General features: G+C 52.1%; 17 protein-coding genes and 1 tRNA gene. 4 read left to right on the top strand and 14 right to left on the bottom strand.

Features of this window, described 5'->3' with window-relative positions:
• Positions 1–15: 15 nt before the first annotated feature.
• The 10 genes from LKK83_RS11730 to LKK83_RS11775 all read right to left on the bottom strand — a co-directional run bounded on the left by LKK83_RS11730 (position 16) and on the right by LKK83_RS11775 (position 16,732).
• Entirely contained in the window at positions 16–2,619 is a 2,604-nt protein-coding gene (locus LKK83_RS11730) for a CHAT domain-containing protein (protein WP_324631308.1), read from the bottom strand.
• 166 nt (positions 2,620–2,785) lie between these two features.
• Entirely contained in the window at positions 2,786–5,716 is a 2,931-nt protein-coding gene (locus LKK83_RS11735; protein ID WP_324631309.1) for an S-layer family protein, read from the bottom strand.
• A gap of 358 nt (positions 5,717–6,074) precedes the next feature.
• Positions 6,075–7,337 (bottom strand): cytosine deaminase, encoded by a 1,263-nt coding sequence (gene codA, locus LKK83_RS11740; RefSeq protein WP_324631310.1) that lies wholly within the window; start codon positions 7,335–7,337, stop codon positions 6,075–6,077.
• A 268-nt stretch (positions 7,338–7,605) separates the two neighbouring features.
• Positions 7,606–8,586, bottom strand: a complete 981-nt coding sequence (locus LKK83_RS11745) for a DMT family transporter (protein ID WP_324631311.1) — start codon at positions 8,584–8,586, stop codon at positions 7,606–7,608.
• A gap of 613 nt (positions 8,587–9,199) precedes the next feature.
• A complete protein-coding gene (locus LKK83_RS11750; RefSeq protein WP_324631312.1) occupies positions 9,200–9,625 on the bottom strand; it encodes a pentapeptide repeat-containing protein in 426 nt (141 codons plus the stop codon).
• 101 nt (positions 9,626–9,726) lie between these two features.
• The gene (locus LKK83_RS11755) at positions 9,727–11,547 is read right to left on the bottom strand and encodes a tetratricopeptide repeat protein (protein ID WP_324631314.1); all 1,821 of its coding nucleotides are present in this window, start codon (positions 11,545–11,547) and stop codon (positions 9,727–9,729) included.
• A gap of 104 nt (positions 11,548–11,651) precedes the next feature.
• Entirely contained in the window at positions 11,652–11,924 is a 273-nt protein-coding gene (locus LKK83_RS11760; RefSeq protein ID WP_324631315.1) for a hypothetical protein, read from the bottom strand.
• A 170-nt stretch (positions 11,925–12,094) separates the two neighbouring features.
• The gene (locus tag LKK83_RS11765; RefSeq protein WP_324631316.1) at positions 12,095–15,553 is read right to left on the bottom strand and encodes a S8 family peptidase; all 3,459 of its coding nucleotides are present in this window, start codon (positions 15,551–15,553) and stop codon (positions 12,095–12,097) included.
• A 192-nt stretch (positions 15,554–15,745) separates the two neighbouring features.
• Positions 15,746–16,192, bottom strand: coding sequence for a hypothetical protein (locus LKK83_RS11770; RefSeq protein ID WP_324631317.1), 447 nt, complete (start codon positions 16,190–16,192; stop codon positions 15,746–15,748).
• 315 nt (positions 16,193–16,507) lie between these two features.
• A complete protein-coding gene (locus LKK83_RS11775; RefSeq protein WP_324631318.1) occupies positions 16,508–16,732 on the bottom strand; it encodes a hypothetical protein in 225 nt (74 codons plus the stop codon).
• A gap of 559 nt (positions 16,733–17,291) precedes the next feature.
• Between LKK83_RS11775 and LKK83_RS11780 the strand changes: the two genes are divergently transcribed.
• Together LKK83_RS11780 and LKK83_RS11785 are read left to right on the top strand one after the other, a co-directional pair.
• Positions 17,292–18,776 (top strand): NB-ARC domain-containing protein, encoded by a 1,485-nt coding sequence (locus LKK83_RS11780; RefSeq protein ID WP_324631319.1) that lies wholly within the window; start codon positions 17,292–17,294, stop codon positions 18,774–18,776.
• Between the two features lie 17 nt (positions 18,777–18,793).
• On the top strand, positions 18,794–20,374 hold the full coding sequence (locus tag LKK83_RS11785) for a serine/threonine-protein kinase (RefSeq protein WP_324631320.1): 1,581 nt from the start codon (positions 18,794–18,796) through the stop codon (positions 20,372–20,374).
• 205 nt (positions 20,375–20,579) lie between these two features.
• On the opposite strand, the gene LKK83_RS11790 is transcribed toward LKK83_RS11785, so the two are convergent.
• Entirely contained in the window at positions 20,580–20,858 is a 279-nt protein-coding gene (locus LKK83_RS11790; protein WP_324631321.1) for a hypothetical protein, read from the bottom strand.
• A gap of 219 nt (positions 20,859–21,077) precedes the next feature.
• On the opposite strand from LKK83_RS11790, the gene LKK83_RS11795 reads away from it, so the two are divergent.
• A complete protein-coding gene (locus LKK83_RS11795; RefSeq protein WP_324631322.1) occupies positions 21,078–21,878 on the top strand; it encodes a DUF1822 family protein in 801 nt (266 codons plus the stop codon).
• 104 nt (positions 21,879–21,982) lie between these two features.
• Positions 21,983–24,052 carry a CHAT domain-containing protein gene (locus LKK83_RS11800; protein ID WP_324631324.1) on the top strand — a complete coding sequence of 690 codons (2,070 nt, stop codon included), beginning with the start codon at positions 21,983–21,985 and terminating at the stop codon, positions 24,050–24,052.
• Between the two features lie 99 nt (positions 24,053–24,151).
• Here the strand turns inward: LKK83_RS11800 and fba are convergent, their stop codons facing one another.
• The 3 genes from fba to LKK83_RS11815 all read right to left on the bottom strand — a co-directional run bounded on the left by fba (position 24,152) and on the right by LKK83_RS11815 (position 26,611).
• Positions 24,152–25,231, bottom strand: a complete 1,080-nt coding sequence (fba, locus tag LKK83_RS11805; protein ID WP_324631325.1) for a class II fructose-bisphosphate aldolase — start codon at positions 25,229–25,231, stop codon at positions 24,152–24,154.
• A 353-nt stretch (positions 25,232–25,584) separates the two neighbouring features.
• A tRNA-Lys gene (locus tag LKK83_RS11810) sits at positions 25,585–25,656 on the bottom strand.
• A gap of 76 nt (positions 25,657–25,732) precedes the next feature.
• On the bottom strand, positions 25,733–26,611 hold the full coding sequence (locus tag LKK83_RS11815) for an aldose epimerase family protein (protein WP_324631326.1): 879 nt from the start codon (positions 26,609–26,611) through the stop codon (positions 25,733–25,735).
• Positions 26,612–26,755: the final 144 nt, after the last annotated feature.

The raw sequence follows: 26,755 nt of genomic DNA on the forward strand, positions 1-26,755 counted from the left end.
ACCCTACGGCCTGAATTAAAGCCAATTCCCGACCAAAATGAACGGTGCCCAGTAATAGGGATGGGCGTATTCCGGGTTCTTGAGTAAAAATTGCTGTGCCTCGCGCAACGCTTGTGCTTTGGAAACCCTTGTTTCAGTAAACTGGCGATAAAATTCGGCCATTAATTCGGCAGTGGATCGGTCGTTCACGGACCAGAGGGTTGCCAGAGTGGAGCGCGCGCCCGATCGCACGGCGACTCCTGCCAAACCCAAGGCGGCGCGTTTATCGCCGGCAGCGGTTTGACAGGCGCTCAATACCAACAGTTCAATCGGACGCGGTTTGCTGTCTTCGCGCGATCGCAAAATCGTTTGAAACTCGCGGACTAGAATTTTATCGTCCCATGTCAGCACAAATGTCTCTTCGGGATTGGAACTAAATTGCCCGTGAGTGGCCAAATGGATCAAGGGAAACGGAGCCGTTTCGATGTGTTCTTTCAAGGTTTGGGTGGTGAATTGTTCGTTTAAAAACACTTCTGTGGGTAGCTTGGCGGCGATGCGCTCCATTTCCGACTTAACGGCGGGCAAGGCACTAAATCCCTGACGCGCTTCGGTGAGTCCCCCGGTGAAGGCTTGTAACCCCTCGCGGGCGATGGCGCGCGGGGCGAGTAACTGCAACCCGGGGGTGAGGGCCAGATTGTATTTCTCCACCAAATACTGTTCCCCATCGTGCAGGGCCGCCATTGGCAGATTTCGCAAGACTCCATCCAGGACAAACACCAGGGTTTCGATGTTATTGGCGGCAAAATCTGCTTGTGCCGGTCGAATCAACCAATCATAGACTCGTTGCGACAGTTCCAAGCGGGTTTCGTCGGCGAAAAAGGGATTGAGGGATTCGAGGAAGTTTAGCAGGATGCGTTCTACAACTGCCTGGGATTCCTGGGTGTTGTAATGGCGCAGGGGTTGTCCGGGCACGGAGAGGATGACTTCTAGGCGATCGGGTAAAATAATCGGATAAATCACCGCCGCCGTGGCATCTACTTCGTCGAGCAACACGGGCTGAGCGTCCAAACAGGCTTCGCGAAAGAAGTTATCCAATTCTGCCAGTTGCAGGGCTTCGATGGTTTGGCGCGCTTGTTTCAAGTTTTTTTGACTCGGATTGGATTTGAGCAGCAAACTGACCAATTGGCGATAGACCGGTTCGACAGTTTCGGTAAAGGAGAATTGCACGTCGGGATTAATCGCTACCAAGTCGCTGCGAAGGGCTTCGAGACTGTTGACGGATTCGCTGAGGGCAGCGATCGCCCCTTCGGTGTCTCCTTGTTGGTTTAACACTCGCCCCAGTTGCCATTGCCAAGGGGCGACCAAATCCGTGGCATTGATGCCTTCGGCGATCGCGAGGGCCTGTTGGGTGAGCTTTTGGGCTTCTTCTCCCTGGTTCGCACTTTCGTATAAGTGCCCTAATTGCCCGAGGGCGTAGGATTCGGCTCGCGCATCCTGCAGCGAGCGCGCCTGTTGCACGGCACTGGCTAGCAGGTGGGCGGTTTCCACGCTCCAGGGGGATTCGTTGGTTTTCTGCTGGTAGTTTATCGCACTTTCGGCAAAATTCACTTTGGCATACACCGAGGCGCGACTGGCGGGGAGTTCCGCCAGTTGTCCCGGGAGGCTGGGAAACAAGGTGCGAGCCAGTGGCCAATCTTCGGTTTGAATCGCCAGGTTGAGCTGATTGAGTTGAATTTCCACGCCCAACAGCGGGTCTTTGGCTTTTTCGGCGGCTTGTTGGTAATATTCAAAAGCGGCTTGCGGCTGTTGCAGCGATCGCGAAATATTGCCCAAATTGAACAGAATGGCAGCAGTTTGTCGGGGGGATATCCGCTCTCGCACTTCCAGTCCCCGGGCGATGGCCAAACTTTGGGTTAAAATCTCGTGCGATTGCTCTAGGTCTCCCACCACTTGCAGGGCGATCGCCAGATTTTGCAATCCACTGACTTTAATCTCGGAATCCGGTTGGGAGCGAAGTTGTTGGTTTGCGGCTTCTAGTAGGTGGCGCGATCGGCGATAAAGCCCTAGTTTTTGCAGGGCGATGGCGTGATTGATTTGGCTCCCTAGTTTTCCGGCGTCGTCTTTGGCGATCGCATAGGCGTCTTGCGCTTCTTTCCAGGTGTTGGCGGCGGCTTCAATCTGTCCTCGGGCTAGCTCTAGGGTGCCGCGCGCATTCAGGGCTTGAGCTAAAATCAGGGCGGACTCGGCATTGCCCGGGTCGCTCTGTGCGCCGAGTAATGCGAAACTTTCCGCGATCGCCCTGGTGGCGCGTTCCCATTCTCCTAGGTCTTGATACGCGAGGGACAGGTAATTTAAACTAGCCGCTTCTTGCAGGCGATCGCCCTGACGTTGGTATGCTTCCCGGGCTTGTTGCCACAGTTGCGCCGCTTGGGCAAATCTGCCTCCCTCGTATAATACTCGAGCGCGATCGAGTGCGGTTTGGGCTTCGCTTCGGCTCTGGACGATGGCCGTTTCGGGGGGCTGTTGGGCTAAGCTTGGCAGGAAGCTGGTGGTGACTACAAAACTGAGTAAAGCCAGCCAGAGGCTAGACTGCAGCGCCTTGCGCCATCTGCGAATTTGGGTGGTTGCTGTCTCGCGCATTCTCTCTTTACTCCCGGGTTGGGGCGGTAGGAAATCATTACTCTACAGATAAGGGATGGTGGGCATTGCCCTCCTACAGGTCTCGCACTCTTCGGGCAATTTTCTACTAGGAATAACACAACTGTGCTATTTTGTCAAGGAAATTGCCGGAAGTGGTCTGGCGGTGTTATTGGGGACATTTCGGAATCGGATGGAGATTCGCCACTGGATGAGGGGCGATCGGCACCAATTCAATTTGGCCGAACCGATTCATTTTCCAGGTTTGGGCTTCTACGAGGGGGGTTGGGGCCGCAGAAACCGGGGAGGAAGGTGGTTTTTCCGAAGTGGGCGTTTCGGAGGTTCCGGTCACCGGGCGCAGGTCCTGCCACAGCAGTGCCCGGGAGAAGGGTTGGGTGGGATTGTTCGGTAAACCCCCGCGCCCGGTGACGATAAATTGGTTTCGATCGCTAGGGGTACAGCCCTGGACGATGCGATCGCTCGGATCGCTTACCGTATCGGCGAGGTCCACCAATCCCGCTGCCGGATCCACTTCTGGCGTCTTCAGTTCCACAATCCCGCTAAACTCGGAACCGAGTTGAGAGGTGGCGGTGATGTCGCTGTTGGCGGTTTGGGCTGGACGAAATTCAATCCCGAAAATGCCCTCGGCGCTGATGCTGACGCGACCCCCGCGCCCTTCTAAGGCATTGGCGGTGATATCGCTATTCTCGAAGGCGGTTAGGGTTTCGGTGCTGATGGTGATGTTTCCGCCATCGGTGTTGCCGGCGTCGGTGTTGATATTGCTATTCCCCTGCAACCGGATATCGCGCGATCGCACTTGGATGTTCCCCCCGGTGCCGGCGACGGTGGCGGCACTTAAGCTTCCCCCACTCTCCAATCGCAGGCGATCGGCGTCAATCTCTAGCACCCCTGCGGCTCCAATCCCCCCGCTTCTCACATCCAGGCTGGCTCCGTCGCGGACGATTAATTCTGGCGTTCTCACTCGCACGTCGCCTCCCGGGCCGGTAGGTCGCAGTTGCGGATAGTCGGCGCGCCCGGATGAGGAATTGATAGTGGTGGGCAGGCCGGTCAGCGGGGAAGTGCCATAGACTTCCACCGATTCCGAAGCATTCACCGTCAGGGTGCCGGCGTTTCCACTGCCAAAGGTGGCACTGGAGATAATCGCCCCGTCTCCCAAGATTAATTTGCCAGTGGAAATCGTCAACTCGCCGGCAGGGGTGGAGCCAAATGTGCTGGTGCCCGGACCGCTGGTGACTCGTCCATCGGGCGAAACCCCCAGGATTTCCACCGAGTCGGTGGCTTGGATATTGATGTTTCCTCCCGCACCAAAGGCGGGAATCACTTCCCCGTCTATCGCCGAGCCGCTGTTGGAGCCAAGCAATGTCCCCTCGCGCATCACCAATCGTCCGGTTTGGATCTCAATGTCTCCTGCCGCACCGCTTCCGAAGAGGGTATTGTTATACAGTCCGGTGGGGAGCAGGTTTTGGGGAAGGGTGCGGCTAATTTCTATCGAGTCTGCGGCATTGACGAATAAATCTCCTGCCGCGCCACTGCCTAAGGTGACGTTGGCCATCACGCTGCCATCGCGGATGGTGAGGCGGTTGGTATTGATAGTGAGTTGACCGCCCAATCCGCTGCTGCCGAGGCTGTTTAAGTTGAAGACGCCAGACGCGATCGCTTCTACGGCGTTTCCTGCCCGAATGGTAATCTTGCCGCTGTTGGCTGCGCCGAAGGTACCATTAAAGGCGATCGCGCCATTATAAAGTCTCACATCTCCGGCAGTTTCCAAGGTCAGGTCTCCGGCGGGAGCAAAGCCGAGGGTTTCGCTAAACAGTCCGCCTAGGCGCGTGTTGGGTTGCAGTTCTCCCGAGAAGCCTGCACGGAAAGCGCGATCGAGAAATTCCATTCCCACGCCGATCGCGGTGATGGAGTCGCGGGCGCGGAGGGTGAGATTTCCGCCGTTTCCGCTGCCAAAGCTGGAGGTGGATAAAAATGCGGTGCCTTGCAGCAAAAATCGCCCGGTTTCGATGGTGAGGTCGCCGGCGTCCCCAGCTCCTCGGGTATCGGTGGCGATCGCGGTAAAGTTCTCCGGATCGGCACCGCTGACTTCCACCCCTTGGCTGGCTTGAATCCGGATGTTTCCTCCCGGTTGCGAGCCTGGGGCGATCGCGCTGACTCGGGAACCCTCGCGCACCGCTACCCGCCGCCCTTGCAGGTGGATCGCGCCGCTCCCCTCACCACTGGTATTCAGGGTACTTTGTTGCAGCACTCCGATATCTTGGAAGTTCTCCACTCCCTCATAGCCTACGGCAAATCCGCTCTGTGTGGGGGTGAGGCTGACGCTACTGTTCCCCCCGACACTGCCAATTTCGATCCGTCCATCGGGACTTTGCAGATGTCCCCCTTGGAAAATAACGTTTCCTCCGAGTAAGGCTAAGGTCTCGCCAGGAGCAACTTGCAATCCGGTGGTTGCACCCTGGGAATCGCTCACTTGGGATTGATTGACCAGGGTTCCCGGGGCCGGTCCGTACTGCAATCCCACGGGGACGTTCATGGTCAGCAGGGGCGGCGCTTCCGGATCTGTGGCGCTGAAGCGGTTCCCATCGTCAAATACTACGGCGTCGGCACTGGTGGCGAAAAAGGAACCGCCGATATTCAGTTGGGCGTTGGAACCGAATACCACGCCATTGGGATTGAGTAAAAATAGATTGGCGGTCCCGTTGGCGCGCAATATGCCATCGATGAGGGAGGGGTTGCTCCCGGTGACGCGGGTGAAAATGTTCTGGATGTTTAAGCTATTGTTAAAAAAGGCTTCGCTTCCCGTGGGTAGGGAAAATTCGCTAAAACTGTGGAAGAGGTTGTCGCCGATCGCGGTTCCGCCTTCGATCCGCAGGGTATTGGCTTCGGGGACAATGCTGGAGTTGTTTGGTAAGCTGCCATCAGGGAGGATTTGCGATCGCCCGGGGGGCAGGAATAATACGGTTGTGGCGAGTAAAACCAAGCCAGATAATATCGGCCTGATTCTCAAGCCGTGCAATTGCAGCTTTTGCAGCAGGTGCCATCCTTTGGCTGGCAAGTAAACAGTTTGCGCCTGTACCATAGTTTTCTTGGTTTGTCAAGTAAAAGAGTAAATTACTCGTAGCGCACCCAAATCGTTAGCGATCGCAATTATATCACCAATCGTGAATGAGGGCGATCGGGTTGCCCTGGCGGCAAAAGTGGCGTCTGTCGCCGAGGTAACACCGTGGGTCACGGGTTTGGTGGCTGCGATCGCCTGAATTTTTCCTCTCTTAGAATAATAATAGCGAAGGGAATTGGCGATTGGCTTTGACATCGGGGCGATGGATTGATAGCAACCCCTTGTTTTTCTCTGGGAAACCATGCTCACTCCAGTTCGGGAGCGCACCGACAGGCGATCGCCCGCGCATGGGCGGGCGATCGCCACTTGCAGAATGCACCTAACCCAAGCGATCGGCTTCCCACTGGGTGGCGGGGGTTTCGGTTTGGGCGAGTAATTCCCCGCGCGAAATGACATATCTCACCGGGGGGCGACGGCGCAAAATATCAAATTTACTCTCGGCATCAAAAATAATCAGATTCGCGGGTTTTCCCGGCTCAAGCCCATAGTTATCCTCAACTTTTAAGGTTTTTGCGCCATGATGGGTTATCATATCGTAACAGGCATTGATTTCTTCTACGCCGGTCATCTGGCAGACGTGAAGCGCCATATATGCCACATCGAGCATATTTCCAGTGCCCAAACCGTACCAGGGGTCGCAAACGCAATCATGGCCGAGGGAGACATTTAGTCCATTTTGCCACAATTCTTTTACCCGGGTGATGCCGCGCCGTTTGGGATAGGTATCGCTGCGTCCTTGTAGGGTAATGTTAATCAAGGGATTGGCGATAAAATTAATTTGCGATCGCTTCAGCAAGCCCATTAATTTGGTGGCATAAGCATTATTATATGACCCAAATGCCGTGGTATGACTCGCCGTCACGCGCGAACCGAGACCGCTGCGAAGGGCGCAAGCGGCTACTACTTCTAAAAAGCGCGATTGTTCGTCGTCGATTTCGTCGCAGTGAATGTCGATGAGTTTGTCATACTGTTGCGCCAGTTCAAAGATGCGATGCAGCGATCGCACCCCATCTTCCCGGGTGTACTCGTAATGGGGAATACCGCCCACCGCATCCGCGCCTAATTTTAACGCTTCTTCCAACAATGCCTCATTCTGGGTTCCCCCATATATGCCATCCTGGGGAAATGCCACCACTTGCACGGTGAGCCAGTCTTTCACTTCTTCGCGCACTTCTAACAATGCCCGCACTGAAGTGAGCTGCGGTTCGCTGACATCGGCGTGAGTTCTCACGTAAAGCACGCCGCAAGCTGCCTGCTGCTTCAGGGTGGCGATCGCCCGCTGCTTCACATCCGCCACGGTGAGACTGCGCTTGCGTTCCGCCCAAATTTCGATGCCTTCAAACAACGTGCCGCTTTGATTCCGGCGCGGTTCCCCCGCCGTGAGTGCGGAGTCCAGGTGAATGTGGGAGTCCACAAACGGCGGACTCACTAACCGCTCGCCCACATTGAGTTCCCGCTCGCTAAAGTGAGATAGTTTGGGGGCGATCGCGACAAATTTGCCGGCGCGAATCTCTATATCCACCACCGAACCGGTCAGCAGTCGGCATCGGCGCAACATTAAAGTATCGGCAATTTCTGACATAACAATTCCTTTGCAAAAACCTCAGTCCCTTATTTTAGAACCTTTGGCAAAAAAAAGAAAACGTTGAGGCGGCTTTTTCTCCAAAAAGGGGAGTTTCTAACTCGAAATCGACGGGGTACTTCGATTTCTTTTTTTAGCCAACCCGTTTATCTATCAAGGGTTGAGAAAATGAGATAAGAGAAAAAACCACAAAAAACGGGGTGATTGCTTCAATGTCTTGTAAAAGGGAAATTGCAGGTGCAAAAATCCGGGTTTTGGTTCCAAGTGCCTAGCCATCCGCCGGGGGTTCGCTCATCAGCACCACCAAACCCAAAACTGCGCCTAAAATTCCGAGAATTTGCTTGAATTCTAAAGCGGATTGAAATAGAATCACAGTCAGTAAAATGGTAAATGCCGGCATGCTGGCGATCGCGATCGCGCTGCGGGCAGCCCCCACTAAAACCACGCCATAATTACTCAGCAGATATCCCACTAACGTGAGTACGCCGACGATTGCGCCACCCACCACAAGGGTGGGAAATTGTCTCGGTTCTAGGGTAATTTCCATCAAGTCAACTGGCAACATTCCCACGAGACAAGACAAGACAAATACCGTGCCCAACGCGATCGCCGTAAACGGAAGCGGGTGCAACTGACGGGTGGCGCGTTGGGTCAGCAGCAGATAGCTGGCAAATGCCAGAGAACTTACAGCCGCCGCACTTATTCCCCACAGAATATCGCTCAAGGTACCGACGAAAAAACGGGGGAGGGGAACTGCTACAAAACTGGCGATCGCCACCATCGTCATCGCCAGCACAAGCAGTGGAGTCGGGCGATCGCCCCACAATGTCCAAGCGCCGATCGCGGCGATCGTCGGATACAACAACCCCGAGGCGATCGCCACTGCGAGTGGAACGAATCCTACTGCAAAATACATAAACCATTCCGCCACAAACAAACACAACCCGCTAATTATCCCCACCCACAACACCGAACGAGTGGGATGTTGCAACTGATGTTTCAAATCTTGCCCGGTGAGGGGATAAAGCACTTTTGCCAGTAGGGGAATTCCACAGACTCCCACAATGCTGCGAAGTAAAAAAAGCAACCACCAATTTCCCAGATTCGGCGTGAGGAATCCACCCCATTCCACCATGCCAAACAAGGATTTTTCGTCAAAAATCATTTCGACGAAAACGATACCGATGGCAAACTGTACGGCGGCGAGAATTGGCAACAACAAACTCAATTGGAGATGAGACAACTGCATTAATCTTCTCAATTCAGGAAGTTTTCGCGCGTTCAAGAGGAAAATTGCGCTCTTCCGGGAGACTTGCAGAAAAGCCCCGGTTCGCTCAACCTTTCTCTATCTCATTGTAAAAGAATGTTCCGATATTTCCCCCCACCGCTTGCGAATTTCTAGTTTTCATGCAACCCTCGATGTTAACTTTCGATTTTAACTTTATCGCTGTTGTTCGTTTAAGTTGCATCAAACAATCTGGGGAACCTACCTGGCGCGTTCCTCCCTCAGTGAAATCGGGGACAATGAGGAAAATTTACCTCGATGAAAGTATGCAATTTAAACGCTTTTTCCCTGGAACGCCAACCGGGCTAATGGGGGGATCGAATCACTTTACGGGTCACCCCGCAGCAGTATGACCTAGCCGCCGGGGTTGGTTCTGATTCATTATAATCCCCGATCGGTTCGATAATGGGACGCTTCCCACCGAATTGATGGGGGAAGAAGTCTCTCGTGCCCCACCCGCGTCGCCACCTCATCGAGAGAAACACTCTCCCTCGCCCCGATAAAAAGCGCTATAAATCGTTAGGAATGAGCAACGTTTGTTCGAGGGAACCGAGACCCCGGGCGGGAGCGCACTTTGCTACTGCGTTTTCCGTCTCAATTCTCCATTTTCAAATATCCATTCTTCATGCTCTTCGGTTCTCGGTGGCGGTTGCGTTTCCAATCCAGTCACCCCAACCAAATTTGCCTCTGTAAAGTCAGTTCCCGTAACATCTGCACTGACTAAAATTGCATTGTACAGATTCGCACTGCTGAGGTTAGCATAACTGAGGTTGGTACTAAACAAATTAGCTCCGACTAAACTGGCACTTTGCAGGTCAGCCGCCGTGAGATTGGCCCGAACCAAATTCGCCTCATCGAGCACTGCATTTCGCAAAGAAGCGCCGATTAAATCAGCACCTTGTAAATCAATCCCCGTTAAATCCGCACCGGTGAGGTCGCAATGGCGACATTCATTTCCCCGTTGCAATTGCAGGAGGTGTTCGGGATTTTCGGCTAAAGCCATAGGTTTGACAACCGCCACCGAAGGGATAAGTATTGCGGTGGTAAAAATAAATTTTTTGAGCATGAAAAAACCCTGAAACAAGATAAATGCGGTTGTGATTTTTAAGAGTAATCCCGTTCTTCGGGGAGAAACGGACCGCTATCGAGCTGTTCTTGGAGTCGGTTGCGCTTTTCAATCGCATCCGTGGCATTCGGATCTACTTCAATCGCCACCCCATAAGATCGAACGGCTTCCGGATAGCGATGTAATTTTTCGAGGGTTTCCCCACGACGCAACCAGGCGAGAGAGTGAGTGGGTTTGAGTTGAATGACCGTATCGTAAGCGGCGATCGCCTGGGTGTATTGACCCACTTTTCCTAGCACTCGGGCGCGTTTCATCCAAGGTTCGTAATGATTTGGCCAAATCGCGATCGCCTCATCATAAGCCACCAGGGCATCGATATACCGCTGTGCTTTGGATAACAAATCCCCCCGTTTCATCCAGGCGCGAGCGTCATTGGGCTTGACTTCCAACACTTTAGCAAATGCATCCAGTGCTTCCCCATAGCGTTCCAAAATTTCCAACACTTCCGAGCGTTTCACCCAAGCGCGGTAAATAAATGTCGGATCCGAGGTAATTTGACCGATTTTCTCATAAGCAGCTAAAGCATCCTCATATCTTTCTAATTTTTCTAATGCCATGCCTCGGTGATACCATGCCTCGGGAAATTTGGCCTGAATTAAAATGGCATTGTTATAAGCTTGAATCGCATCTTGATAAGCGCCGAGACCGTAAAGTGCCATCCCGCGACCCAGCCAAGCGGTAGACAAATTGGGATTAATTTTAGTGGCTTGGTCGAAAGAGGCTAAAGCGGCTTCGTACTGACGGGCATCAGAGAGTGCCACGCCGCGATTCATCCAAGCTTCTGGCCAATTGGCGTGCAATTCAATTGCTTTATCGAAACAAGCGATCGCGGCTTCGGCCCATTGATGTTTGAGCGCTCTTCCTTTATAAAACCAAATCACCGGATTGTTCGGTGCTAGAGACAAGGCGCGATCGAACGATGCCACCGCTTCCGTGTAGTGCTGCAACCGTTCCAGACACAAGCCGCGATTAAACCAACAAGCCGCATTATCCGGCACCAAATTCAGCGCCGCTTCGTAAGCCGCTACTGCTTCGGTATCGCGCTCTAAGCCCTCCAATGCCAGCCCTTGGTTATACCAAGCGGCGGCATTATCTGGTTGTAATTTCACCGCTTTGTTGAGGGAATCTACCGCTGATTGATTGCGCTGCAATTCCATTAAAGCAAGGGCGCGATAGTACCAGAGTCCGGCTAAATTCGGGTTGAGTTTGGCCACCCGGTTGAAAGCCGATAAAGCAGCTTTGGGTTGTTGTACTTCCAGGAGCGATCGCCCTCGGTAATACCAGGCTTCGTATTGATTGTTTTTAATTTGAATTGCTTGATCGAGAGACGCAAGCGCTTCGGTGTAACGGTGCAAGTGAAACAGCGATCGCCCTCGGAAAGTCCAAGCCCAATAATTATCGGCATGGTGTTGAATGGCCCCGTCATAAGCGGCGATCGCCTCTTCATAGCGATGCAAATTCATTAGGGCCGCGCCCCGTTTCAACCATGCCCGGTGCAGTCGCGGGTTTTTTTTCAGGGCTTTATCGTAAAAGGCGATCGCCGCCGGATAATTTTTGCGATCGTACATTCGATTTCCCCGTTCGTAGTCCGATCCGGCTCCCAATAAGTGGGTGACGAACGACCAAAGCGGCGAACTCGGTTTTGCGGGTGGCGAAGTGTCCGGCGGCGAGTCGGGTGGGGTCAACGCTTCGGTTACTTGCCATTGGTCAAACTGGGTCATCTTGGGAACCTCCGTGGGAAACTCCGCTACACTGCGGTCTGCAAGACTTTCCCTGGGGCGATCGCCAGGGCAATTCACAACTCTCGGGTTTCCAATCTCTGCGAACCTATCCGCGTTCTGCGCCTCCAGAGATTGGCTGAGCGGGTTGACATCAATTTTGGCACAGAACTCGGTGCGTTCGGTTAGTTGATTTTCTCATGAGCTGGGACAATCAGTGAAGCCCGCGCTTGGGTGGTGTTTTCCCAATATTCCCGAAGCGCGGGCGCAAGGCGTACAAAATGCGGCAAGGGCATGGGGAACGGATCCAATATTCGGTGTTTCCCTGGGGGTTGAACCGCCCGGGGGCGGGAGAAGTTGCGCTGCAGGTTAGAGACGGTATTGGCTGATGAGGCGAGGAATACTGCGATCGCATTTTGGATAAACCCGATCCAAAGACTCGGTGATTGAGCTTCCATGAGGCTCTCTCTAGGGTTACATAAATTAACCGTTGTTGAGGAAAATCATAATAAATTAACGGTGGAATCGGGGTTAACCGAATCCATGAAACACCCCAATTTAAACCCTCATAATTTTGGCGATCGCCCCGGTGAGTTACGGGGGCGATCGCGCCAATTGCGGGCAATCCTTACCCCAAAAAATCGAACGCCCCATCCTCAATAATCCCATTCGGATTGGCGGTGCCGGTGAGGATTTGCTCTACTTGTTCCGGGGTCAAATTCGGATTTGCCTGGAGCATGAGGGCGGCGACACCGGCCACCATTGGTGCGGCCATCGAAGTGCCCTCCCAAAAATCATACCGATTAATCGGCAAGGCGGAATAAATATCCTCACCTGGTGCCACCAGATAATCTAGCACCTCGGTGCCGGCGCGGTTGGTGAATTCGGCGATCGCGCGATCGCGAGTCACGGACCCCACGGAAATCCCGCTTTCACCGGCCAACCCAGCGGGATAATTCACCGGACTAAACCGCTTCCCGCCGCCTAACAGGCTCAACCCATCGTTGCCCGCCGCCATCACTACGACCACACCGCGATCGTTGGCATACCGCAGGGCTTCCCGCTGCATCTCACTAGGCGCGCCACCCCCCAAACTCAAATTAATCACCCGCGCGCCATTATCCACGGCATACCGAATCCCGGCGGCGATATCTTCATCGGTGCCGGTAAACGGATCGAGCACCGGCACCGGCATGATTTTCGCCCCGGGAGCCACTCCCGTGGTGCCCACGCCGTCATTTTTGCCGGCCACAATCCCCGCCACGTGGCTGGCGTGACCTTCTAGGGGATCTAAGCTCCTCACTTCTGGGGTATTCCGCCGGAAATTCCAGCCTCGCACATCATCGATAAATCCATTCCCATCATCGTCAATTCCGTTGCCGGTAATTTCGTCTACATTCTGCCACACCTGCCCCTGCAAATCCGGGTGAGTATAGTCCAGGGAACCATCAATCACCGCCACCGTCACTCCCGCACCAGTATAACCCCGCTGCCAAGCTGCTGGGGCATTCACCATATCCAGGTGCCAATTCGACCCGCCCAAGGGAGCGGCTTGCGGGAAAGGTGCGACGCCGATCGCGCTGGCGACGGCGGCGGCTGCATCCAGCATACCATATCCATAGCTGCGATCGAACTGTTCCGGGGCGAGGGTCAAGTCGTAATAGGTCTCCCCGCTGGGGCGAGACACCCACAGGTGATACTCCCCCGGACCCAAACTCACGTGCAATTCTTCTAACGTGGCACCCCCTTGCGCCGACAGGGCGACGATTTCCTCGGGTTCTACCAGACCATTCCCATTCCGGTCTTGAATCAGCCGCAAGTCCGCATTGCCGCTCAACCCATCTAAAAATACGCTCACATCCCGGGGGCGATCGACCTGGAAGCGATAAAAATCGTTGGGATTGTTATCTCGCACAATGCCACTTTGCCGATGTATCCGATCCAGCAGACCCACATCGAAGGCATCCGCTACGCCATTTCCCGCCACCGGGGGAGGAATTTCCGCCGTCAAGGCATCCATCCACAAACTGTAGGTGGTATCCCCTAATGCCTGGGAAACGCGCAAGGTGTAAGTTCCCGGTCCTAATATCGGGGTCAGTTGGTCTTGATAGGCACCTTTCGATTCCGACGCCAAGATAACCTCATCCGGTGCGATCGCCCCGTTCCCATTCAAGTCTTTACTCAAACTGAGTTGGGCGTTGGCACTCATGTCATACAGATACAGTCCTACCTGTTGCCAATCCTGCAAGGTAAACCGATAGTAATCGTCCGGATCGCTGGTGGCGATATAATCGCTATAGATTTTCGCTTCTGGGGCTAACACCCCCGCATCCAGGGCCGCCGCCGCCGTATTCCCCGCCGCATCTGGCGCAATTTCTGGGTCGGATTCTTCCATTGTGAGCAAATAGGGCGTGTTGCTGCCCTTTTTGGCCACGCCGAGATAGTAAGTTCCCGGCCCTAAAATGCGTTCGAGTTCCGGGGCCATGTCTCCTTCAGTGGTGGGAAAGGCGAGAAATTCTTGAAAGGTAAAGATATCGTCTTTGTTGATATCGTGAATCAGGAAGAAATCGGTGGGTTGGACGATGCGATCGAGTTGGAAGTTCACATTGCGGGTATCTTCCAGGGAAAATTCATACATATCGTAGGGATTCGCCTCGCCGATAAAGTCTGCGACTTCAAAGCGATCGCGCAATACCCCGATGGTGGCAAATCCCACGGGATTCAGGTTTCGCGCCCCGGAGGTAGGCACGTCAACCGGAATCGAGTCCATCCGCAAGTCATAGCTGGTATCCTCTTCTAGGCGAGACACATTGATAAAATAGTTTCCCGGGTTCAGATCGAAGGCGCGAATCGCGTTGGGAAATATATCCTCACTCGAGGGTTCGAGCAGGGAAATAAAATACTCGTCTACATCAATTCTCCCATCGCCATTAATATCGTTGGGATTGCGATTTTCATCGGAAATCGAGGCCACCACTTCTCCGGGATCTGGTACTCCATTGGCGTTTAAATCTTGAACGATTCGCAAATACACATCATCGGTACTCAACCCATTGAGTCTCAAGCTCACGTCACTGCGACTGCTGAGGGTAAAGCTGTAAAAGTCTACCGGATCGTTGCTGTCGATGTAACCGTTGACGGCTTGGGGATAGAGCAAATCTCCCACATAATGTGCCGCGTTGAGGCTGTTTCCGCCAATATCCGGTTGGGAGAGGATGCTGGCGGGGGTGGAAAATACATCCAGTTTGTAGGGGGTGTCTTCTTCTAAATGGGAGACGTTTACGAAGTAGCTTCCCGGTCCGACGCCGAATAAATCCAGTTGGGATAAGCGGGTTTTATCGCCGGCGATCGCATTTTGTCGGTCGATTTCATCCAGGATGCCATTGTTGTTACTATCTCTAAACAAGGCAATCTCTGTGGTGGCTTCGCTTCCCTCTCCGTTAATCCTCACATCGCGAAACTCATTGAGGCGAAAGTGATAGTAATCTTCCGAATCCAGGCTATTGACCACCGGGCGCGCTTGGGGATTTTCTCCCACAGTCTGCGCGCCATTTAATACGCCCAAGTCTCCGGGTAAATATTGTCGCCCTTCAAAAATTCCTACATTTAATAAATGGTCGAGCAATTGTTCTCGATTATTGCCCAATGCTTGCTGCAAGTCGGGATTTGCTGCTGCATAAAAGTCTAAGTCGATAAATTGGGAAAAGGGGCGATTTTCATTGATACCACTGGCGATCAGATGTTGTAAGGCGAGGGTGCGATCGCTCCCGAAGGCTTGCGCTAAATCGGGATTTTTGCTTAAATAAAAATCTAGGTCGATAATCGGCGAAAAGTCTCGACCTTCGCCGATACCGTACTCTCGCATGTGATCGTACAGTTGGCGGTTGCTGGTGATGCGAAAGCTCGCCAATTCCGGGTTTCTCAGGCGATAGTAGTTGATATCCACAAACGGTGAAAACGCCCGCCCTTCGTTTAAGCCGGCGTTTCTAAAATGCTGATATAATTCGTCCGGACTATCGATACCGGCTGCGGCTAAGTCGGGATTTGCGGCTAAATAGTAGTTGGCGTCAAACAGTTCTAGAGCCATCGGTCAAGTTCCTAGGAGCAATTGTTATAAGCTGTCTTGACTTCTATTAAAGCATCAAGTTCCAAAATTGACCGCATTTAGCAACAATAGTTAAAGTTTGTGCCCACAAAACCTTGCCCCCCAGTTCATTCTCCGGGGGGAAACGGCGGCGATCGGGTGTCACAAGGTGGCGGTTGTCATTATTTTCCACTCTTATGCATCAAGGAGCGCAGTTTCCACCACTTGCTCGAATTCATCGCAATCCTTAATCAATTTTAACACGATTTGGCGGAAGTAGTCAACATCCATGCGGTTAATTTCGGCATTGTGCATCACGGAAAAAACGTGACGGTGGTTTATTTTTTCCACACACCAAAACCCGATGCGGTATTCGCTATTTCGGCACAGCAGCAGGGTGGATATCCAGCCGGGAATATCCTCTAGGGCATCAAATTTTAAAGCACTGGGCACGGAAAACTCCAAAGTGGTATCGTAGCCAACGATAAATAGTGTTTGCGTGGTTCCAGAAGCCGCATTAAACCTTAAAACCGCGCTGCGATCGTCCAAGTCTTGGATTATCCATCCCAGGCGATCGCAATAGCGATCGATAGTGCGGCGAAAGTTAAATTTTGCCAACAAATCTCGGTCAACAGCCATCATTATTTCTCCCATTAAAAATCAACAACAAAAGGCGGGGTATTGAAATCTTGCTTAGGCAATTAAATTTCGCCTAAGCAGACTATTTCATACTCGTTCCCAGCATGAGCTGGGAACGCATTTTGCGAGGCTCCGCCGCCGACTCCAGCAAGCCGAATCACTTGCATAATCAGCAGCAAAATTGGTGCAGAGTTATTCCATCGCCGCATTTAAAGCCGAGCGAATTTCGCGAATTTCTTCAGAATTGTTAGAGCCATATCCTTGTTTTTGGGTGCCGGCGGTAGTAATTGCAATCCAATACATCGGTTTCTGCTGCGTTCACCACCAGATACCCAATCCAATGAAAATCAAACCCAAACCATAAGCAGCCAGCAATAATACTCCCACAAGGATGCAAATAAGCGGGCCTTTGCGGTTGGGGTCTTCTTTGAGTATAGAAACCGAATCAATGTTTTTAATTTGGTACTGCGTACCGGAAGGCACTTCAAAGATTGTCTTGGTGATGCGAACTCCACCTTTGTCATAAAAGAGAGAAGATACCATAATTCACTCCTGTCAAGGTAAATAACAGTTGAAACTTACAAGGAGATACCTGCGGGAGAAGAACGGAAAGTTTTAATACTCGTTCCCAGGCTCCAGCCGCATACTCGTTCCCAGGCTCCAGCCTGGGAACGCCTTCTCCGAGGCTCCGCCTCTTCTATTACCCTGAATATTTTGCATAATTACCAAATAATAATTCGCGGGTAATTGATTCTATGCTTGTCTTGAAACCAGAGTAACTTTTGCCGAAATGCATGATTATTCGAGCCATAGTTTGATGCCGATGTAAGGTGATAACTCGATTCTGGCTGAAGCCGCCAAAAATATCAATTCATAAATTCAGGACTTTGAAAGCAAAAGTTCTGGAGGTGAACTCGCCCCTCGATGGGAAAAAATCGGAAAAATCAGTTTGGTTCGGAAAAGGCGGGCGGGGACTCAAAGTCAGAGCCTCATCGCTCAAGTTGTCTAAAGACGACTCAAAATTGAATCCCTGGCGGGTGAAAGGGTTCGCCATGCAAAATTTGAGGTTATACTGAGTTAAAAGGATAGAAGCACTGAAGCGATGGATATTGAAGAAGCGGTAAAAATTGCGGATGAGTTGGTGTATCAGCAGACTGGCGATCGCCTGAATGGGCTGCAAGTCGCGTTACTGCGCGGCGCGTTGGCGGATTGCACCTACGAAGAAATCAAAGCCACCGAGATAGAAGCGCGCAACTATCAAACCAGCTATCTGGCGCGAGACGTTGCGCCGAAGCTGTGGGGAATGCTGGGGGAAGTATTGCAAAATGCCGGGATTATCGAACCGGGAGAAAAAGTGGGAAAAAAGAATATTTGGCAACAATTAGGGCGATCGCAAACCCTCGCTTCCCTCACTCAACCCAATCCCACACCACCCCTGTCTGAATCGCAATCGCAGCGCAAAACTTTCCCATCTACAAATTTCTACACAACCGCAGATCCATCGATTAATTCCCTCCCCCTTCCGGGCAAAAGCGAAACCTGGGATAAAGTCTGCGATGTTCCGCCGCTCAATTTGCGTCAAGACTGGGAAAGTGCGCCGGATATTTCCCGATTTTACGATCGCCAGGAACCGCTAACCCGTTTACAGCACTGGATAGTCGTCGAAAAATGCCGATTGGTGGCAATTTTGGGACTGGGGGGAATTGGCAAAACCGCCTTATCGGTGAGATTGGCACAACAGATGCAAACCCAGTTCGATTTTTTGGTGTGGCGCAGTTTGCGGTATGCACCATCTCTTGCAGATTTGCTCGCCGATTTGCGGTGCTTTTTTTATCCCCAGCAGTACAGAGAAAATCCCGCATCTATAACTCATAGCATGACCCAACTGATGGAGGTATTGCGACAGCGCCGATGTCTGCTAATTTTCGATAGCGTTGAAGCAATTTTGCAAAGCAATACTCTCGTCGGTTCCTATCGCCCGGGGTATGAAAACTACGGCGAACTCATGCGACGAGTGGGAGAAGAACCGCATCAAAGTTGCTTGCTAATCACCAGTTGCGAAAAACCCAGCGAGATTGGGTTGATGGAAGGCAAAAGGCAACCAGTGCGCTCTTTTTTGCTGAAGGATTTAGAAACTCCCGCCGCCCGATCGCTCCTGCAAGAACAAGGCTTATTTCCCGCCGCAAAATTGGACAAACTGATTCAACTGTACCGAGGCAATCCTTTGGCGCTGAAAATTGTTTCTGGCACGATACTACAGCTTTTTGCGGGAAATGTCACGGAATTTCTCAAACAAAATACCGTATTTGTGGGAAAATTACAGAAGGTACTCGACGCGCAGTTCGAGCGCCTGACTCCATTAGAAATAGAAATAATGGTGCAGTTAGCGATCGCCACCACCGCCCTTTCTCTCCCTGACTTGAAAACCGCCTTTGCTGACGCGGTTCGTACCTCTAGTTTAATGGAAGCCCTGGAGTCTTTAGCAGGGCGATCGCTGGTGGAAAACCACAGGGAAAACGCTCAACCTCGCTTTTCCCTGCAACCGGTGATTAGGAAATACGTACTCAATCGCTTTTCCCCGCAATAAATGGAGTTTAATCCGCTATGATTTATCCCGGAACTCTTTTTAACAATCGCTTTTTAGTCCGTCGCAAACTCGGTAACGGCGGATTTGCCCACACTTTTGAAGTCAGCGATCGCCGCGTCAAATTTACCCGAGGAAAACCTGCGGTTAAATTGCTTAAAGTGCTGAAAATTCCCCCCAGCGTTGACGAAGGCTATCGCAAGGCTATCGCTCTATTTCAGCGGGAAGCCGAAGTGTTAAGCCACCTGAATCACCCGGGCATTCCCCAAGTCGAACCCGACGGATATTTTACCGTAGAACGGGAAAACTGCAGCGAACCTTTCCACTGCTTGGTGATGGAAAAAATCCCTGGCGAGAATTTAGAACAGTGGCTTGCAAACCATTCTCCGATTACCGCACAACAAGCCATTAACTGGTTAAAACAACTGTTAGATATTTTACAACGCTTGCATCAGCAGCAGTATTTTCACCGGGATATCAAACCGTCGAATATTATGTTAAAACCCGACGGACAATTGGTGCTGATTGATTTCGGCGGCGTGCGACAAGTTACCCATACCTATCTGGCCAAAATTAGCGGCGATCGCGAAATTACTGGACTGATTTCTCCCGGTTATACGCCTCTAGAACAAGCCTACGGAAAAGCTGTCCCTCAGTCCGATTTTTTTGCATTAGGACATACCCTGGTTCATTTACTCACCGGCCAACATCCCTTAGATTTGGAAACCGATGCGATCGCCGGTCAACTGCTGTGGCACAATTGCGTTCCTCAATCCTCCCGAAATACCCTGGAAAATTTTGCCTCCCTGGCGAATTTACTCGACCGCATGATGGCTCCCTTTCCCGCCAATCGACCGCAAACCGTAGCAGAAATTTTATCAGAATTAGATACAATTGTCAATCCCCAATCTCTCGGCGAAATCCACAGCAACCCCTCGGATAAACTGCGCCGCAAAACTGTCATAGGCTTGGGCATAAGTCTGGTAGGACTGTTGGCGATCGCTACAGTGACGACAGCAGAATTGACCTCGCCTAAAATTGCTTTAGCCTGCAACAATAGCGGCGTCCACCACCATGTGAGCGGTCGAGAATTGTTGGCCGAACTCTCCTATAATTGCGCCGTATTCTTGAACCCAAACTATGCCAAAGCCCGCTACAATCGTGCCGTGCTTTACGAAAACCAGGGAAAGCTGGAGTTAGCGGCGGCGGAATACGACAAAGCGATCGCCGTCGGGAATCTCTCTGCACCCTACAATAATCGGGCGCGATTGTATATAAAAGAAGCACAATACGATAAGGCAATTGACCTGCTCGAAGAAGGGTTGCAACTTGCCAGCAGCGATCGGGTTCAATATGCCTTTTTGAAAAATATGGGTTGGCTGCAGTTCAAATTGGAAAACTCTGAAGCCGCCAAAGTGCACTTACAACGGGCAATTTCCCTAATTCCCAACCGTGCCCCCGCTTACTGTGTGTTAGCACAAGTGTGGGACGCGGAAGAGAATTTTTCAGCCGCCAACCGGGCAGGGAAAAACTGTCTGAAATACGACCCGAACGCAACAGTTTCTCGGGAAGCCCAAGAGTGGATCGATGTTGTGCCATAGTTTGGGTGGGAAATATAGGCGGGGGATTGAAATCGCGCCTGGGCAAGCCAAGCGCGTAGCCCGCGACAGCGCTATAGTCCGCCTACGCGGACTTTTGGTATAAGTTGATTTCGGAGTCGATATTACTGGGCGGGGAGGCGGTAGCTTGGGGAGAGCGTTCCCCCCAGGGGGGAACGAGTAGAAAGGGGGTTTAACTCACTTGAGATTAGCTGGGGCAAATAATATCTCCCGCTTCTTCCCCTTCTTCAGCGGGGCATGGTTCCACTGGTACAGATTGCCCGATCGCGCCGCTTTGGTTGAAAACCTGCGCCATTTTAGTGGGGAGCAGGTCTGATTCTTCCTCCTTGTCTGACTCGCTACTGCGAGAGATAGAGAAGTTGGTACTCACGGAGTTAACCCGATAGGCACTGGATGCCATGTTAACCCGGAGGGTGAGAGACAGAAACACCAACAGGGGGATAATATAGAATTGTTTGACAGTCATATCTCGCTTCCTTTCAAAAGTAAATCGGAGAGGAGAAGCGAGTTAGCGCTAACTGCTGTTTTTTCTCCACAACTCTAGAATCGCTGATATATCGAAGAACAAACGGCACACATTAATTCCCACTTTGTTTCTCGGGAAAAACCGCTCCCAAAGCGATCGCAATGAGTGATAAACTGGTCGAAAAGCGAATTTAATTACCCACCCGGGGAGAGGACAAACATGGCAGTTTCTCTAAAAGCCTCGAAAGCAGGACTCGAAATCGTGGATGCAGCGCGCCGAAAAAAAGGCTGGACTAAAACCGCTGCAGCTTGGTCTGACAAAGCCTTAGTGGGCAAAGCGGGTTTGCGGCGATTTTGGCGGCGTATCCCGATTACGCAGGAAAACTTCGTGCGGATTTGTCAGGCGGTGGGGGTGGAAAACTGGCAAGAGATTGTGGATGACACTGCCCCGGCGCCTGCGCCAACTTCGGCAAGCAATGACCAATTGGAATACCAGTGGGAGATTCAGTTGCAAGCCACTATTGAAGATACGGTGAAAGAAGAGATAGACCAGTTGGTGTTTCGCATCCAACAACTGTCAGCCAATGTGATGCTAAAACAACAGAAAATCGATTTAGCAGCGGCGGAAGTGGCTCAAAATTGGCAACCGGAAACAGCGGTGCGATCGCCCTCTCGGCAAAGTCGTTCCAGAAGTGCCAAGGGCATCCTCCCAGAAGGCACCATCACCCGCGCCAAGGAAATTGACTTGGGCGGCGGGGAAAAAGTGGTCTTAGTCGCACAATTGACCCCAGAAACTGAGTCAGAAGTGGGAGCGATCGTGGATGTGGAGCCGGCGGAGGACGCCCGCTACCTGCCTGCGGGGCTGCAGGTGGCGATTTTGGACGAGTCGGATGAAATCGTGCTAGAAGATAGCGCCGGGGAGGTGGATGATTCGATGCGATTCGAGTTTGGCATGGAACCGGGGGAACTGATTGCCATCCGCGTCTCCCTCGGCGATGTGACGATCGCCCAAGAGTTATAATCGATGGGAATGAACCTGCAACACCTGTCGGGGAATTCATTCCCCGCCCGGTTATCCGGCGATCGCTTATAATAGACGCAATCCATAGTTGAAGGGGAGACAGGATGGGAAAACTGGTGGTGCTGAAATTGCTGGAGGGCAACTTCAAGGACGGATTTCCGGCTTTGTTGGAAATCGGTGCGGATGGGGCGCGGGCAGAAATTGCCCTGCAAGGTCATTTGCCACCAGCACCGCACATTCCGGAATCCCTGCAAGGGTGGAAAGCTGCGTTTGAGAAGCAGTTGAATAAGAAGTGCGGGTCTTCCGGGGCAGGTGGGGCGCGGGCAACTAAGCGAAAACAGAGTAAATCTTCGGTAACCTCCTCAGCGCAGCAGTTAAAGGAGGAGATGAATCAATGGCTTAATTCTGGGGATGAACGATGGCAAAAAATTCGCGATGGGTTGCAGCAGAATTTGGGTCAATCCGAGGCGGAAATTCGGGTTATCGTTCAAAGTGAAGTGGGGGAAATGCGTGAGTTGCCCTGGCAGGTGTGGGAGTTATTCCGCGATCGCCGGGTGGAAGTGGGGTTGAGCGAACCGGAGTATAAGTTACCAAAAATCCAGACAACCCTGGGGCGCGATCGCGTGAGGATTTTAGCGGTATTGGGCAATAGTGAGGGTATCGATATCGAGTTCGACCGCCAGGAGGTGCAAGGGCTGGAAAATCGCGGTGCGGAATTGGAATTTTTGCAACAACCGACCAAGCAACAGTTACTCGAAACCCTGTGGCAAAATCGCGGCTGGCAAATTTTCTTTTTTGCGGGTCACAGCAAAACGGAGAAGGAATCGGGGAAAATTGCCCTAAATCGGACCGAGCATTTGACGATTGAGGAGTTAAGAAATAGCCTCACCGGGGCGATCGCCCACGGGCTGCAACTGGCGATTTTCAACTCCTGTGATGGGTTGGGATTGGCTCACCAGTTGGCCAAGTTGCACTTGCCACAAAGTATCGTCATGCGTCAACCGATACCCGACGCCGTAGCCAAAGACTTTTTGCGTCATTTTCTCACATTATTTGCGGCGGGCCTCGCACTTTATACAACAATGCGCGAAACTCGCCTGAAGTTAGAAGATACTTGGGATAAAAAGTATCCGGGAGCGAGTTGGTTGCCGACGATTTGTCAAAATCCGGCAGTGATGCCGCCAACCTGGAGCGGATTGTTGCCGCCACCGTCATGGCAACTGCAACGAACCATCCGGGAGCATTCGGACGTAGTGGAATGTTTGGCGATCGCCCCCGATGGGAAAACCCTAGCCAGTGGAAGTTACGATCGCACGATTAAGCTGTGGAACTTGCAAACCGGCGAGTTGCAAACCACCCTCAAAGGACATACCAGTGCCCTGCTTTCCCTAGCCTTTTCCCCCGATGGAAAAACCCTGGCCAGTAGCAGCAATATGGAATTTCAGGATGCCAGCATCAAAATATGGGATTTGCAGCGCGGAAGCGTCAAACAAAACCTGGGAAAGTCCTGGTTAGCCCTGCGTGCGGCTAGCGTCGCATTTAGTCCCGACGGACAACATTTGGCCAGCGGACATCTGGGGTTTACCGCCTTGGATACCGCGATTTACCTTTGGCATCTTCCCAGTGGCAAAGTAAAATCTACCCTAAAAGGACATGGTTGGGAAGTGCATTCAGTAGCCTTTACCCCCGACGGTCAAAAATTGGTAAGTGGGGGTAACGATGGGGCGATTATGACTTGGAATTGGCGGGGAGAAAAACGAGAGCAGACCCTCAAGGGCGCAGAGGATTGGTTGCAGGGATTTAGAGGCTGGTTTGATACGACCGTGGGATTTATTTGGGACCTCGCCATCAGTCCCGATGGAGAAGCGATCGCCAGTGCGGATACCGGGCAAAAGCTGATTCAGATATGGAACCTGAAAACCGGCAAACTCCTGCGGACCGTGACCCAACCCGAGGGGTACCCCCTAGCGGTAACATTCAGTCCCGACGGAGAAACCCTCGCCAGTGGAGGCAAAGACAACCGGGTGAGACTGTGGAATTATCGCACCGGCAAACTGTTGCAAACCCTGGAGCATTTCGGACCGGTGAAAGCAGTCGTTTTTAGTCCCGATGGAAAAACCTTAGTCAGTGGGAGTGAAGACCAGACGGTGAAAATTTGGCGACTGTGGCCATAAAAAAAGCGGGCAGCGCCAAGCGCCACCCGATATTCTCTCTTTCTCGGAGGGAAAAGAGGGAGAGGCAAACACCGCACTCCCCCTTTTCGGAGTATTGAATTAAGCCGTCACAGCTTTCTTGACGCTGGCGCTGAGTTCGCCGCTAGCGTACTTCGCCGCAAACTCATCCAGGGTGACTTGCTTGATCTTGGTGGCATTCCCTGCGGTGCCAAAAGCCTGATAGCGCTCAGCACACACTTTTTGCATGTACTTCATCGAGGGCTTCATAAAGTGGCGGGGGTCAAAGTTAGCCGGATCCTTAGCAGCCGCCTCGCGGATTGCCGCCGTGATGGCCAAACGGTTGTCGGTGTCGATGTTCACTTTCCGCACACCGCTCTTGATGCCTTTTTTAATTTCATCGACGGGCACACCGTAGGTTTCGGGGATTTTACCGCCGTACTGGTTGATCAGTTCGAGCAGATCTTGGGGCACGGAGGAGGAACCGTGCATCACCAAGTGGGTGTTGGGCAGACGACGGTGGATTTCTTCAATCCGGCTGATGGCCAGGATTTCGCCAGTGGGCTTGCGGGTGAACTTGTAAGCGCCGTGGCTGGTGCCGATCGCCACTGCCAGAGCGTCCACTTGAGTGCGCTCCACGAATTCCACGGCTTGATCCGGGTCGGTGAGCAGTTGTTCGCGGGTCAGTTTTCCTTCAAACCCGTGACCGTCTTCTTTGTCACCCATGCCGGTTTCCAGGGAACCCAAGCAACCGAGTTCGCCTTCAACGCTGACGCCGATGGCGTGAGCCACATTCACCACTTCAGCGGTGACGTTCACGTTGTACTCAAAGCTAGCAGGAGTTTTCGCATCTGCTTCGAGGGAGCCATCCATCATTACGCTGGTGAAGCCGTGGCGCATGGCGGAGTAGCAGGTGGAAGGTTCGTTGCCATGATCTTGGTGCATGGCAATGGGGATGTGGGGATAGGTTTCCACCGCCGCCTGAATTAGGTGGCGCAGGAAGGTTTCGCCAGCATACTTGCGAGCGCCGCGAGAAGCTTGTAGAATCACCGGGCTATTGGTTTCGTCAGCAGCCTGCATAATTGCCAGGATCTGCTCCATGTTGTTGACGTTATAGGCGGGAAGGCCGTAATCGTTTTCTGCCGCGTGATCCAGCAGCAATCGCATTGGTACTAGCGCCATATGGGATCCTCCTCGTTTCTTTTTTTTTCAGCGATTTGGGTATGAATAAGCTGAAATTGTTACAGACAATCTTAAGACAAATTTCAGATTTATGCGAATTATATCTGAAATCGGGACAAGGGCCAAATCAGGATTTTTGCATTCGTCCCTGTCTGCTGAATGGCTACAATCCAGCATGGGCAAGGGTAGAGGCGAATTTTTTCCCAAAAACAAAAATCCTCTCCTTTCGGAAGAGATTTGGATTTTTCAGCCGATTATAAAAAAATTTAACCAGAGCTGGTGGGGATTCTGGGACATATCGCGAAAAAAAAAGCGATAAATTTCGCTTTTTTCCCAACCACTTGCCTATTCTATGGGTCGCCCGGGATTCGAACCCGGAACTAATCGGTTAAAAGCCGAGTACTCTACCGTTGAGTTAGCGACCCATTGGTGTCTTTCTCAACACCTTGACTACCCTAACACAGCCTTCTGGAAAAATGCAAGGGGTTTTTTAAAAAAAATCTAAGTTTTTTCTAAAAAGTCCGCGCTGAGGCGCACTTGGGTTTCCCATTTCTGGCCAGGATTCAGGTGCAGCAAGTGTTTGCGGGTATTGATGGCGTTGCGCGGTCCGGTCCAAGGTTCTAGGCAATAGAAGTCCTTGCCTTTGATAGTCCAGAACACCAAATTGGAATAGCTGGCTTTGTAAAGCAGCCCGATTTGCAAGTGGCGGGAGAAATCCTTCACCGTAGCGGATAAGCCGGTGATTTTGGTGAAGGCGGCATCAATTTCGTCTTGGGATAAATCGAAGGTGCCGGTAAAGGGGTGAAGCTTTTGGGTTTTTTGGTCGCAAAACTGGACGGCGGGGATTTTAAACTGTAGTTGGGACTTGTCCGGTGCCCAGAAGTAGGGATGCAGACCGGTGGAGAAAGGCATTCGTTCGTCCGAGAGATTGGTGTAGCGCTGGTCGATTTCTAAGGAATTGCCCTTGAGCTTGTAGGTAAATGCCAGTTCGAAGTCAAAGGGATAGACGGCGCGGGTGCGATCGCTGCTTTTGAGGACCAGAGTAATGCTCGCCACCTCTTTGGTAATTTGCTCGGTCACTTCCCAGGGTAAATCCCGGGCAAACCCATGTTGTTTGAGGCGGTACTCCCTATCGTTATGGGTGTAGGTATCCTCGGGCAAATTCCCACAGATGGGGAACAGAATCGGAATCCCGCCGCGCACGCTTAATTCCGGATTGGCAAACCGTTCCCTATCGAGGTAGAGAATCTCGTGACCTTGGACTTGCCAACGGGTGACCATCCCGCCGCGTTCGGGAACGATTTCCATGCGGGAGTTCCCCTCGCCATCGGAGAGGATGTAGGTTTTGTACTGTTGTTGTTTTACTGCGATCGCAAACACTGTTTGTGCCTTGTCCTTTGTCCAATGTCAGTTGTCCGGGAATCGGAGGCCCCATCCTGCTGAGAGGAGCTGTCCTTATCTATTGTCCTTTGTTCTTAGCATATTCATTGATGGGCAATTCCGTTCGGACAACTGACCCATCAC

Origin of the sequence: Phormidium sp. CCY1219 (assembly GCF_035615515.1) — a bacterium.
Classification (GTDB): domain Bacteria; phylum Cyanobacteriota; class Cyanobacteriia; order Cyanobacteriales; family Laspinemataceae; genus CCY1219.

Excerpts from the sequence above, each read along its gene's own strand:
- LKK83_RS11735 (WP_324631309.1), bottom strand. The coding sequence starts at position 5,716 with ATGGTACAGGCGCAAACTGTTTACTTGCCAGCCAAAGGATGGCACCTG.
- LKK83_RS11785 (WP_324631320.1), top strand. The coding sequence starts at position 18,794 with ATGATTTATCCCGGAACTCTTTTTAACAATCGCTTTTTAGTCCGTCGC.
- LKK83_RS11770 (WP_324631317.1), bottom strand. The coding sequence starts at position 16,192 with ATGATGGCTGTTGACCGAGATTTGTTGGCAAAATTTAACTTTCGCCGC.
- LKK83_RS11745 (WP_324631311.1), bottom strand. The coding sequence starts at position 8,586 with ATGCAGTTGTCTCATCTCCAATTGAGTTTGTTGTTGCCAATTCTCGCC.
- LKK83_RS11775 (WP_324631318.1), bottom strand. The coding sequence starts at position 16,732 with ATGGTATCTTCTCTCTTTTATGACAAAGGTGGAGTTCGCATCACCAAG.
- LKK83_RS11730 (WP_324631308.1), bottom strand. The coding sequence starts at position 2,619 with ATGCGCGAGACAGCAACCACCCAAATTCGCAGATGGCGCAAGGCGCTG.
- LKK83_RS11750 (WP_324631312.1), bottom strand. The coding sequence starts at position 9,625 with ATGGCTTTAGCCGAAAATCCCGAACACCTCCTGCAATTGCAACGGGGA.
- codA (WP_324631310.1), bottom strand. The coding sequence starts at position 7,337 with ATGTCAGAAATTGCCGATACTTTAATGTTGCGCCGATGCCGACTGCTG.
- LKK83_RS11780 (WP_324631319.1), top strand. The coding sequence starts at position 17,292 with ATGGATATTGAAGAAGCGGTAAAAATTGCGGATGAGTTGGTGTATCAG.
- LKK83_RS11790 (WP_324631321.1), bottom strand. The coding sequence starts at position 20,858 with ATGACTGTCAAACAATTCTATATTATCCCCCTGTTGGTGTTTCTGTCT.
- LKK83_RS11760 (WP_324631315.1), bottom strand. The coding sequence starts at position 11,924 with ATGGAAGCTCAATCACCGAGTCTTTGGATCGGGTTTATCCAAAATGCG.
- LKK83_RS11800 (WP_324631324.1), top strand. The coding sequence starts at position 21,983 with ATGGGAAAACTGGTGGTGCTGAAATTGCTGGAGGGCAACTTCAAGGAC.
- LKK83_RS11765 (WP_324631316.1), bottom strand. The coding sequence starts at position 15,553 with ATGGCTCTAGAACTGTTTGACGCCAACTACTATTTAGCCGCAAATCCC.
- LKK83_RS11795 (WP_324631322.1), top strand. The coding sequence starts at position 21,078 with ATGGCAGTTTCTCTAAAAGCCTCGAAAGCAGGACTCGAAATCGTGGAT.
- fba (WP_324631325.1), bottom strand. The coding sequence starts at position 25,231 with ATGGCGCTAGTACCAATGCGATTGCTGCTGGATCACGCGGCAGAAAAC.